We start from the raw sequence: 12,365 nt of genomic DNA, 5'->3' as shown, positions 1-12,365 counted from the left end.
TTGCCGCTATTGTTGGTGGCAACCAATAATCGACCTCCCGGTCTGATTTAGCCAACGGCGCAGTATTTCTACTATAGCCGTTGGCAATCCTCTCTTTTCATCGTATATTCGTAGCTTACCTAATTTACTTCACTAGGGCTGTTTATCTTTCGAGGTTAAATTTGCAGTAGTATGTTTGGTATTTAGGCAAGGCAGAGCCTATGTAGTGTGGTTATTCCCCATAAATAGGCGATAACGCAGCATAAATGCAAAACATGCGCTGCCTAAAGGGTTCTGCCTAGGGGCACTTTACTCTTTGTTGCTCGATTTTTACTTAGCCCGCTAGGCTAAAAACCTCGCGCCACAATTAAATCGCCCCTAGATTGAACAAATTTTAATCCTGAAAGGTCAACAGGCCCTAGAACATTGGAGTGTGAATGTATCTTTTTGAAGGTCTTAAAAAGAAAATCTCAGAATACTTGCCCGCTGCTGATGTAGAGCTGGTTCAAAAATCTTACGTGGTAGCCCGAGAGGCCCATGAAGGACAAACTCGCTCGAGTGGCGAACCTTACATAACGCACCCAGTAGAAGTAACCCAAATTCTTGCAGGCATGCATCTTGACCATGAAACACTCATGGCCGCGCTAATGCATGATGTAATTGAAGATACTGATTTTAGTCAACAAGATTTAGCCGAGATATTTGGCGAAACTGTTGCAGAGCTAGTTGAAGGTGTGAGTAAGCTCGATAAGCTTAGCTTTAAAGATAAAAAAGAATTCCAAGCTGAAAACTACCGCAAAATGATTATGGCAATGACTCAGGATATTCGAGTCATTTTAATCAAGCTTGCTGATAGAACACACAATATGCGTACTTTAGGCGCATTGCGCCCAGATAAGCGCCGCAGAATAGCGCGTGAAACACTAGAAATTTACGCACCAATTGCAAACCGCTTAGGTATTCACGATATTAAAAATGAACTTGAAGACTTAGGTTTTCAAGCTTTATATCCTATGCGTCATCGCGCACTTAAATCGGAAGTTGCTAAAGCACGCGGTAATCGCAAAGAAGTTATTACTAATATCCAACATGAAATAGAAGCACGTCTTGAAGAATCAGGCATTAAAGCAACTGTGTCAGGCCGTGAAAAACATTTATATAGTATTTATAAAAAAATGCTTAATAAAGAACTGCTATTTAACGAAGTTATGGATATTTACGCGTTTAGAATTGCAGTTGACTCTATGGATACGTGTTATCGTGTATTAGGTGTAGCTCATAGTCTTTATAAACCTATTGAAACACGCTTTAAAGATTATATTGCAGTACCAAAAACAAATGGTTACCAATCGCTTCATACTTCATTAGTTGGTCCTCACGGTATACCTGTTGAAATTCAAATTCGTACTCATGATATGGATCATATGGCCGACAAAGGTGTAGCGGCGCATTGGATGTATAAAAAAGCAGGTGATGGCGCAGGTAATACTTCGCAGCAACGTGCTCGCCAGTGGATGCAGAGCTTATTAGAGCTTCAGCAAAGTGCGGGTTCATCATTTGAATTTATTGAAAATGTAAAAACTGAGCTATTCCCAGAAGAAATTTACGTATTTACACCAGATGGGCGTATTGTTGAGCTACCAATGGGTGCTACCGCAGTCGATTTTGCTTATGCCGTGCATACAGATGTAGGCAACACCTGCGTAGGCGCTCGCGTTAATCGCAAGCCGCACCCTTTAAGTAGGCCCTTAGATACAGGGCAAACTATAGAAATAATAACAAGCTCAGGCGCTCACCCTAATGCAACATGGCTAAACTTTATTGTTACTGGTAAAGCGCGTTTGGGCGTTCGTAACTACCTTAGAAGCCAGCATCATGAAGAAGCTATGCTTTTAGGGCGCCGCTTACTTGATTCAGCATTAGGTGAAAACAAACTAGATAGCATTGCTGATGAAAATATAGCGAGAGTACTTGAGGAGCACGAACTAACAACGCTTCTTGAATTACTTGTAGAAATTGGCTCTGGTAACCTAATGAGCATGTTAATTGCCAAACGCCTATTACAAAATGACAGTGACGACTTAACTGATATTACCAGCCAAGCCAAAGCGACCATTATTGGTACTGAGGGCATGCTAGTTAATTACTCTAAGTGTTGCCGACCTGTACCTGGCGATGCTATTACAGCTCATGTAAGCCAAGGTAAGGGCCTGACCGTTCACCGCCAAGAATGTAAAAACATCCGTGGCTGGGAAAATGAGCGCTCTAAATACTTAGTTGTAAAATGGGACGATAACCCAGAGAAAGAATATATTGCAGCTCTGAGAGTTGAAATTATTAATCATCAGGGGGCTCTGGCTAAATTAACCAATGTTGTTACTACAACCCAAGCCAATATTGTAGAAATAACCACCGATGAAAAAGAAAGTAATTTATACGTGATAGATTTAGGGGTTACCGTTAAAAACCGTATCCACGTTGCTAACATTATGCGCCGCATTCGCGTTATGCCTGATGTACAAAAAGTCTATCGTAAAAAGTAAAATAGGAAACACATGAATAAAGCATTTATCTCTACCGACAAAGCACCTGCTGCCATTGGCACTTACAGCCAAGCAGTTAAAGTAGGCACCGCTGTTTATTTATCTGGTCAAATTCCATTAGTGCCAGAAACGATGGAAATGATTTCAGAAGACTTTAGTGAGCAAACGCATCAGGTATTTAAAAATATCACTGCGGTATGTGAAGAAGCTGGCGGGCAAATTCAAGATTTAGTGAAAATAAATATTTATCTAACTGATTTATCTAACTTCGCTACTGTAAATGAAGTGATGAGCCAATACTTTAAGCAACCTTACCCAGCGAGAGCTGCATTAGGTGTTCGTGCACTTCCAAAAGGTGCACAAGTTGAAATAGATGGAATAATGGAACTTCCTTCTACCAATTAAGTATTACAGGCTATAGAGCCTCTCTATAGCCTTTTTTTCCCTCTTAGCACTTCGTTCTCTGTGACTTCTTGACTCAAATGTAAATTTCTAGCAATCTGTAGTTGTGTTTTAAAAAACAAACTTAACTTAAGTAGTAAAAAAGGATTAACTCGTGTTTAAGCTTGCCAACAATGGAAATGTTTTACTTGATGTAAAAGAACATATTCCTCCCAGCGCTGCATTTATTTTAGAGGCTCTCGAAAAGTCAGCTTTTTGCGACTGCAAAATAGATCATGACGCTATTAATGATTTTTTTAAAAACGAAAACACACAACACACTCTGGTTGTAGCAACAAAACACAATGCCACTTTAAATGTAACAATTAGCGACGATAAAATGCTGGCCATTGGCGAGCTAACCCTTGCCCAAGGCGGAAAATTATTAAGTTTAGAAGATGCAAAAAAACAACTCGTTAAAGCAGGAATTGTGCGTGGCTATAAGCAAGCATTTTTAGAGTTGCTACTGCAAAAACAGTTTGAGCATACAGCGGGTTCTGTCGTTAAGGGAGTATTAGCTAAAGGCAGACTACCAAGTGATGGTTTGGCTACTAAACTAATAACAACCGTAGAGACTTTAAAAGACCGTTTAAAAACCCCCAAGCTCAAAGAAGATGGCAGCGTGGATATGCGCGACTTTGGCAAGCTTGCAAGCGTAGAGCCAGGCTCTGTGCTTATTCGCCAACAACCAGCAACCCCTGGTAAAGAAGGCTTCACCGTAATAGGTGACATACTGCCCGCAAAACCCGGAGAAAATAAACAATTAGTAGCAGGCGAAGGCACCGAAATATCAAAGCTAAATCCGCTTGAACTAGTCTCTACTATTGCAGGTGTTCCGGTTGAAATTAATAATGGTATGCGTGTCGACGATATTTTTACCATTTCAGATGTAAACGTAAAAAGCGGCCACATTGACTTTCAAGGCAGTGTTATTGTTACCCGCAATATAGACCCTGGAATGAAAGTAACAGCCAAAGGCGATATTACTATATTTGGCACTGTTGAATCAGGAGAGCTTACCGCAGGCGGAAACATCACCGTTAAACAAGGCATTATTGGCCATCAAAAAGCCGACGAACAATCACTGTCTTGTAAGCTTATTGCGCAAGGTGATATTCACGTCTCTCATTCACAGTATTGCTACCTAGAAGCAAATAATATTTTTATTGATCGCCAAACAAGCCACTGTGTAATGAAAGCTAAACGCTTACTGCAAGTTGGTCAATCCGACTTACCTAAGGGTAAAATATTTGGTGGCGAAATACTCGATGCAACGACCCTCATTGCTGGCGAAATAGGGAATGAATCAGGCGCTAAAATGATTATTAACCTAGCGGCTTCTGGCGCCGAAATAACCGCTGATACTGATAATTGCTTTAAAGACTTAGCTAAAACAGATGCACAGCTAGACACGTTGCAAGCAGCACTAGAAAAAACTGATTTAGTGAAGGATGCCGAAAAGAAAAAACTATTAATTACTAAAATTGGTGCTACTCAAAAGCATTATTGTGAGCAGGCAGAGCAATTAGAAAAACGTCTTTCAAACTTAGATCACGACTTACACGATTTACTTAACGACGCTAATTTAGCGGTAAATTCTGTTTTGCATTCAGGTGTAGAGATTCATATTTTTGATAAAGTACTCAAAACAATCCGTAATTACCCTCCGTGCAACGTTAAACTTTTGAATAACAAAATTGAAATAGAGTTCAAAACAAGCTAATAACTGAGTGCTCTATTGAGCACTCAAATTTATTCACATTTAAAGTAAACCGCTTACCTCAGCATGTGTTTGCTGCGGCCATACACCCACTTGTACTTGACCAATATGCTGCTTTTGTAGCAAGAGCATAGCTAAGCGCGACTGCCCTATTCCACCGCCAATTGTTTGCGGAAATTTACTTTGTAGTAGCGCTTTATGCCAATCAAACTCTAAGCGGTCTTCATCTCCAGTTGTACTTAACTGCGCTTTTAAAACCTCAGGACTTACACGTATACCCATTGATGAAATTTCAAATGCGTCTTCAAGTACTGGGTTCCATACTAAAATATCACCATTTAAACCCATATATTGATCGCACGTTGGCGTAGACCAATCATCGTAATCTGGGGCTCTTACATCATGGATTTTGCCATCACCAAGCGCGCCACCAATACCAATTAAAAATACAGCACCATATTCTTGTGCAATGGCTTTTTCGCGCTGTTTAGCGCTAAAGTCAGGGTACATTTTACGTAGCTCTTCACTGTGCACAAACTTAATGTCGTCCGGTAAAAAAGGCGTCAAACCATAAGACTCTCTTACAAAAGCTTCCGTCTCTTTTATCCCTTTATAAATAGATTGAACAGTTTGCTTTAGTGTTGCCAGCGAACGCTCTGTGGTTTCGTTAATTACTTTTTCCCAATCCCATTGATCAACATATACAGAATGAATAGGACTTAATGAATCTTCATCTGGGCGCAAAGCTTTCATTTGAGTGTAAATACCCTCACCAACACCAAAGCCATAAGTTGCTAGTGTTTTACGTTTCCACTTAGCCAATGAATGCACCACTTCGTAGCGGCTATCTGTAATCGCTTTTACATTTACAGCAACTGCGTTTTCATGGCCGCTTAAGTTATCTTGCGTGCCGTCACCTACTTTAGCCAAAATAGGGGCTTGAACCTCAACCAGCCCAAGTTGGGTTTCTAGTTGCTGTGAAAAAAATTGCTTAACTTTACTTATTTGCTGCTGTTGCTGCACATAGTGTGAACTCATAATAATTGGCCTCATTCCCAGTTATTGTTACTTGCTTAATTGATAAAAAGCGCCCTAATGAGCGACTTTAATGAGGTTAATGTAACGATTTGATGAATTAATTCAATATCCCATAATAAAAATAGCTTTAACATATTAAAACCATCAATTAAGTGGTATAAAAATCATATATTCGATAATTTTATGAGAAAAATATAATGGAAAATTATTTAATCGATAATCTCGATAAACAGATACTTCATGCATTAATGGAAAATGCCCGTACTGCGTACGCCGAATTAGCAAAAAGATTTAATGTAAGCGCTGGGACAATTCACGTAAGAATTGAAAAAATGAAGCAAGCAGGGATCATTACAGGCACCCAATTAACGATTAATACTAAACAGCTAGGCTACGATGTGTGTTGCTTTATAGGTATTAATTTAAATAACGCACGTGATTACCCACAAACACTTATAAAGCTAGAAGCATTGGAGGAAGTGGTAGAGGCTTATTACACAACAGGTAACTACAGTATATTTATAAAGGTAATGACAAAATCTATTGATCACTTACAAGATGTGCTGATTAATAAAATACAGGCAATAGAAGCCATTCAATCAACAGAAACTCTTATTTCTCTACAAAATCCAATTAGCCGTACGGTAATGCCTTAACTGCAAAAATCTCGTATAATTGCCGAAAAAAGAGGATAACCATGCAGCAAACTCGCTACCAAAGAATCGAAGACGTACTTTCGCGCCGTCAAACAGACTTAACCGTGTGCTTAGAAGACGTGCACAAACACCATAACTTATCTGCAATAGTACGAAGTGCTGATGCGGTTGGTTGTCATCACGTACATGCTGTATGGCCTGAAAAGCAAAAATGGCTAACTAATAACACCTCAGGCGGCAGTAAAAACTGGCTAGAGACGCACCTGCATAGAAATATTGATGATGCTGTTACTGCAATGCGTGAACGCAATCCAGAAATACAAATATTAGCGACTCACTTATCAGAAGATGCCGTTGATTTTAGAGAAGTAGATTACACCAAGCCAACGGCTATTATTGTTGGACAAGAAAAAACAGGAATATCAGAAAAAGCCCTAGAATATGCCGATCAAAATATTATTATTCCAATGCAAGGCATGGTGCAATCGCTAAATGTTTCAGTTGCTGCTGCGCTAATATTGTTTGAAGCACAGCGCCAACGCGAGCTGGCTGGTTTATATAATAGAGATATGTTGAGCGCCGAAGTTAAACATCCACTCTACTTTGAAGGCTGCCACCCTATTATCGCAAGGCAGTGTAAACAAAAAAAATTACCTTATCCTGCACTTGATGAAAACGGCGAAATAGTCGCTGACGAGCAATTTTGGCAAGCTTTAAAACATACTTGATGGACTAAAGCTCTGTAAGTACACTTAACTTATTCACAAATAATAAGATTGATATAATTTGTCTAAACCTAGCTTAAATCAATACCCAATTACAGAGCTCAAAGGGGTCGGCCCAAAAATGGCTGAGCGTTTGTTAAAGCTAGGTATTTTAACTGTGCAAGATATGCTTTTTCATTTGCCACTTCGCTACGAAGATCGCACTCGCTTATACGCGATTAATGAGTTGTCACTGCAGAGCCACGTGAGTGTTGAAGCAACAATTGAAACAAGCCAAATCACGTTTGGAAAAAGGCGCATGCTTGTTTGCCAAATCAATGATGGTACTGGCAGGCTAACACTACGATTTTTTAATTTTACCGCCGCACAAAAAAACGCATTTAGCGCTGGCAAAATAATACGTTGTTTTGGTGAAGTGCGCCGTGGCCGTGTTGGCTTTGAAATGAGTCATCCTGAATACAGCATCAGCGATACCTCTAACGAGCAGCCGGTAGCGACAACATTAACGCCCGTTTATTCAACAACCGAAGGCTTAAAGCAACTATCGATTAGAGCTTTAAGCGAACAGGCTATTGATTTACTAAATAAATACTCAGTAGAAGAACTACTGCCTTCACAGTGGCAGCCATCAAATATGCCGCTAAGTGACGCCTTATTATTACTGCATCGCCCACCAAATGATGTTGATGTAACTGCATTAGAGCAAGGTACTCACCCTGCTCAACAGCGCCTTGTATTTGAGGAGTTACTTGCTCAAAACCTCAGCTTATTAAAAGTACGAGAGCAAGGACAACAAGTTAAAGCCGTGGCATTAAATCCGGTAAACACATTAGAAAGCCAGTTTTTAGAGCAACTTCCTTTTGCACCCACAAATGCGCAAAGCCGCGTAGTTGCTGAAATTAAAGGTGACATGCAACACGCGTATCCCATGATGCGTTTAGTACAAGGCGATGTAGGCTCTGGTAAAACCCTAGTAGCAGCACTTAGTGCACTAACAGCCATTGCGCAGGGCTTTCAAGTCGCTTTAATGGCTCCTACTGAAATTTTATCAGAGCAACATGGTGTTAATTTTACAACGTGGTTTAATCAACTAGGTATAACAGTTGCTTGGCTTGGCGGTAAAACAAAAGGCAAAGAGCGCGTAGCAACACTTGAAAAAATAGCCTCTGGTGAAGCGCAAATGATTGTAGGTACTCACGCCTTATTTCAAGATGAAGTTAAGTTTAATAACTTAGTGCTTATCGTTATTGATGAACAACACCGCTTTGGTGTCCACCAGCGTTTATCACTACGCCAAAAGGGTAAGTTTGGTGATTGTTACCCTCATCAACTAGTTATGACCGCAACACCTATCCCACGTACACTCGCTATGACCGCCTATGCCGACTTAGAAACCTCTGTGATTGACGAGCTGCCACCTGGGCGTACGCCAATCACAACAGTGGCACTTCCTGATACTCGCAGAGACGATATTATTGCCCGCGTTAAATTAGCGTGTAACGAGCAAGGCCGCCAAGTTTATTGGGTGTGTACACTTATTGATGAATCTGAAGTACTGCAATGCCAAGCCGCCGAAGACAGTGCACTACAGTTAAAAGAAGCATTACCAGAGCTAAACGTAGGCTTAGTACATGGGCGAATGAAATCAGCTGAAAAACAAGCCATTATGAGCGAGTTTAAGGCAGGTAATATACATGTTTTAGTTGCCACGACGGTTATTGAAGTTGGTGTAGATGTCCCTAATGCGAGCTTAATCATTATAGAAAACCCTGAGCGCTTAGGCTTAGCACAGCTGCATCAGTTACGTGGGCGAGTTGGCCGTGGCGCTACTGCATCGCATTGCGTGCTTTTATACCACGCACCACTGTCTCATACCGCTCAAAAGCGATTAGGTGTACTACGCGATAGTAACGATGGCTTTGTGATAGCAGAGCGCGATTTAGAAATTCGTGGCCCTGGTGAAGTACTTGGTACAAAACAAACAGGGTTAGCCGAGTTTAAAATTGCCGATCTTACCCGCGATAAGCACATCCTCAACCAAGTTAGACCGATTGCACAGCAAATGCTTAAGCAACACCCAGAGGTTGTTGACCCGCTAATTCAACGTTGGTTGGGTAATAAGCAAAATTACGCGCAAGCGTAACCACTCTATTTTCTATATTTTTGAGTTTACTAAGTTAATTTACTAAATTAGCTTACTAAGGATATAAAAAAGTCAGCTCTAAACAATATAGAGCTGACTTCTGATATCTCAATAGAGCAGCATAAAAGCGATTTTCGCCCTTTACTGCTCTTAGTTAAATTTAAGCTTTATTAAGCTCAAATATAAGCGATGTTTGCGGGAATGAAATTGGCATTTGTAAACCAAACTGCATTAGCGCTTCACCTGTAAATGTTTGACCATTTACCGCAGCAATAGAAGATGGGCGATACTCTTCAAATTTTACCGGCCACACTAAATTAAGCGTGTACTGCGCATCGGCATCTAGGCCAACAAAACGAAGCTTATTAGGCGCTGTACGCGGTGTTTCGCGAACGCTGTTATAGGCAAATAACGCTTTTGTTTTTTGCGCATCAATTAAACCAAAGTTAATTGATAAATCGTCGCTATCTAGGCGGTATAAATCGGCAGCATGAATAAACTCACGATGCTCTTTATGAAGTGCTATTGCCGCTTTAAGTGCATTGTATTCGTGATCGGTCAGTTCACGTGGGTCCATTTCGATTCCCATGTGGCCAAACATTGATACCGCAGCACGCATTTCAATACTTACATTACGCCCTGTGATATGACAATCGCGTGGGCCTACGTGTGCACCCATAACCGACGATGGGAAAAAGAAAGAACATCCACGCTGTATTTCAAGGCGATCTAGCGCATCGTTTGAATCTGACGTCCATACACGATCTGTGTGTGCAAGTACGCCGTAATCTACACGTGCACCACCTGACGAACAGCTTTCTATTTCAAGACCAGGGTGCGCCGCTTTAATACGGTCAATTAAACGATAAAGTGCCAATGTTTGCTGATGCACAGCAGGCTTGCCATCAAAATTACCCGCATGGTTAATATCGCGGTTCATATCCCATTTAATGTACTTAATAGTTGGGTATTCAACTAAAATATCGTCAATCGCTTTGTATAGGTACTCAACAACCTCAGAGCGCGTTAAATCAAGTACTAGCTGATTTCTAAAGCTTAACTGCTCGTTATTTTCTGAGCCTAAAACCCAATCAGGATGCGCGCGGTATAAATCACTATCTGGGTTAACCATTTCTGGTTCAAACCAAATACCAAACTCCATACCTAAGCTATTAACATGATCAATGACTGGCGATAAACCATCAGGGTAAATTTTGTAATCTACTGTCCAATCACCTAAGCCTGCATTGTCGCCACGGCGGCCTTTAAACCAGCCATCATCAAGTACAAAACGCTCAATACCTAACGGCGCTACTTTGTCGGCTAGTTGCTTAAGCGTGTCTACGTCGTGATCAAAGTAAATACCTTCCCACGTGTTGTAATGCACAGGGCGCGCTTTTTCACGTTGAGCTTGGCTAAGTAAATTAGCTTTAACAAAACGATGGAAATTACGAGAAAGCGCACTAAAACCTTCACTTGAAAACGAGCCATAAATGCTCGGGCTTTGATACGTTTGACCTTTAGCAAGTGTAAGCTCACCAGGAAGTAATAGCTCACCCATTTGTACATAACGACGACCTTCAGCTAAAAGCTCTGCGCGTAGTTTATTGTTGCCGCTCCAACCTAAATGAAAGCCGTAACATTCGCCGTGTTGCTCGCCTGCATTTTCGTTATGCACTAATAAACCAGGAAACACATCGTGTGATGTTTTGCCTTTACGGTTTTCGCGTACAAAACTCCCGAGCACTAAATCAACAGATTGACGCTGGAATTCGTTTGACCAACGACCTTCAAAGCTCACTATTTTGCTTACGCTATCTGGCAATTGAAATGTTGGCGCGGCGCAAAAATTAACGCTCAGTGGTGAGTCACCTAAATTAGTTAATACAGTATGTGCACTTAGTACGTCACTGTTATTGTCAAGCGTAATGCTGTGCACGACTTCAATACCACGAAGCTTATCTACACTTACAAACTCAACAGTCGCACTTGAAGGCTGACGCACTTCTTGAAGCTCTGGCCCAACTGACCATGCGATTGAATCATTTACTAGCTCAAGCCCTGGCGCGCCAGTAAAGCCTTCGCCTAATAAAGGAGATAGAGAAATAGGCGCTTCTTCAACCACGGCACATTTTACCTCTTGACGGGTAGCAAGCTGAGTAAGCATTGTTTCTGTTGTTTGCTCAGATAGGCGTTTACCAAAGTACAGTAACGCCGGTGTTTTGCTCTGGCAGTCGAAAATAACGGTGCTGTTTACACTGTCTAATCGATAAAATGATTTAGTGTCGGCCATGATTTTCCTATCCTCTTGTTCATTGTGTGAGTTATAAATATAACGAAAATTAGTAAGCTACACTATTTACTAAATGTATCTCTTTGCTTGAGCCACAATCTATCAGATGGTGACACTCAATAATAATAGTATATATCATACAAATTAGGTTTTGATAGTCTTTACATCGCAAATAGTCAGATAAACTCACTGGAAGTACCACTGTAATAAAAGTTATTAAACTAACCTTTACTTTAAAATTCTGTTATTGCTTTTAATATATATAAAAAATCGGCCAGAGTTGCCCCATGACCGATTTTGTCAGCTTAAACTATTTACAATCTATTTTTGTACTTGTACTTGTCCTGCGTCATCAAGTGCCGGTGTTTTACCTGCCCACTGCGCATTCAAACCAAATACCACTTTATTTACTATCAATGCAAAAGCTACACATACAATCAGTGTAATTGGCATTAAATGAATGTAATGAATGTCAGTATGTAGTGGTGAGTTTGCAAACGTAAGCATGCCGTACATTACAACACCTAAAATTACTGCTGCAATACCTGCACGTGCATCAACATTTTTAAATAATAAGCCCACTACAAAAATTGAGAATATAGGCATACTTAATAAGCCGTTTAATTGCTGTAGCAAGTTAATAATACTGTCTGCTTGCTGGTAAATTGGTACAAGTACCAGTGTTAAGCTTGTTAGTAGCAATGTTACGTAACCGCTTAGCTTTACAACACTTGGCTCTTTATTAAAGTAAGCTTCGTGAATGTCACACACGTATAGTGCTGTAGCTGAATTTAATAAGCTGTTGTAAGTAGAGAGTACAGCGGCTG

At 40.6% G+C, this 12,365-nt stretch carries 8 protein-coding genes and 1 pseudogene; 6 read left to right on the top strand and 3 right to left on the bottom strand.

Translation table 11 applies throughout. The annotated features are described in order from the left end of the window. Positions 1-416: 416 nt before the first annotated feature. From spoT to L652_RS0104590, 3 genes are all read left to right on the top strand, one after another. A complete protein-coding gene (gene spoT, locus L652_RS0104600) occupies positions 417-2,522 on the top strand; it encodes a bifunctional GTP diphosphokinase/guanosine-3',5'-bis pyrophosphate 3'-pyrophosphohydrolase (protein ID WP_002958827.1) in 2,106 nt (701 codons plus the stop codon). 12 nt (positions 2,523-2,534) lie between these two features. Further along, positions 2,535-2,927: a RidA family protein gene (locus tag L652_RS0104595; RefSeq protein WP_002958826.1), complete on the top strand. Its 393-nt coding sequence runs from the start codon at positions 2,535-2,537 to the stop codon at positions 2,925-2,927. A gap of 151 nt (positions 2,928-3,078) precedes the next feature. Then, positions 3,079-4,686 carry a FapA family protein gene (locus L652_RS0104590; protein ID WP_024595833.1) on the top strand — a complete coding sequence of 536 codons (1,608 nt, stop codon included), beginning with the start codon at positions 3,079-3,081 and terminating at the stop codon, positions 4,684-4,686. A 39-nt stretch (positions 4,687-4,725) separates the two neighbouring features. On the opposite strand, the gene asnA is transcribed toward L652_RS0104590, so the two are convergent. Beyond that, positions 4,726-5,721, bottom strand: a complete 996-nt coding sequence (asnA, locus tag L652_RS0104585) for an aspartate--ammonia ligase (RefSeq protein WP_024595832.1) — start codon at positions 5,719-5,721, stop codon at positions 4,726-4,728. A gap of 197 nt (positions 5,722-5,918) precedes the next feature. On the opposite strand from asnA, the gene asnC reads away from it, so the two are divergent. Genes asnC through recG form a run of 3 tightly spaced genes read left to right on the top strand, consistent with a single transcriptional unit; the run spans position 5,919 to position 9,245 of the window. Beyond that, positions 5,919-6,377: a transcriptional regulator AsnC gene (gene asnC, locus L652_RS0104580; RefSeq protein ID WP_024595831.1), complete on the top strand. Its 459-nt coding sequence runs from the start codon at positions 5,919-5,921 to the stop codon at positions 6,375-6,377. 41 nt (positions 6,378-6,418) lie between these two features. Continuing rightward, positions 6,419-7,105 (top strand): tRNA (guanosine(18)-2'-O)-methyltransferase TrmH, encoded by a 687-nt coding sequence (gene trmH, locus L652_RS0104575; RefSeq protein ID WP_007580009.1) that lies wholly within the window; start codon positions 6,419-6,421, stop codon positions 7,103-7,105. A 58-nt stretch (positions 7,106-7,163) separates the two neighbouring features. Further along, the gene (gene recG, locus L652_RS0104570; RefSeq protein ID WP_024595830.1) at positions 7,164-9,245 is read left to right on the top strand and encodes an ATP-dependent DNA helicase RecG; all 2,082 of its coding nucleotides are present in this window, start codon (positions 7,164-7,166) and stop codon (positions 9,243-9,245) included. 160 nt (positions 9,246-9,405) lie between these two features. Here recG and L652_RS0104565 read toward each other — a convergent pair whose 3' ends face one another. Both L652_RS0104565 and L652_RS0104560 read right to left on the bottom strand, forming a co-directional pair. Further along, positions 9,406-11,538: an alpha-galactosidase gene (locus L652_RS0104565; RefSeq protein WP_024595829.1), complete on the bottom strand. Its 2,133-nt coding sequence runs from the start codon at positions 11,536-11,538 to the stop codon at positions 9,406-9,408. A gap of 321 nt (positions 11,539-11,859) precedes the next feature. Continuing rightward, positions 11,860-12,365, bottom strand: a pseudogene (locus L652_RS0104560) (SLC5 family protein); the annotation flags it as partial.

The organism is Pseudoalteromonas sp. TB25 (assembly GCF_000497995.1).
In the GTDB taxonomy this organism is placed as follows: Bacteria; Pseudomonadota; Gammaproteobacteria; order Enterobacterales; family Alteromonadaceae; genus Pseudoalteromonas; species Pseudoalteromonas distincta.
This window is presented reverse-complemented; position numbering and strand designations above follow the sequence as displayed.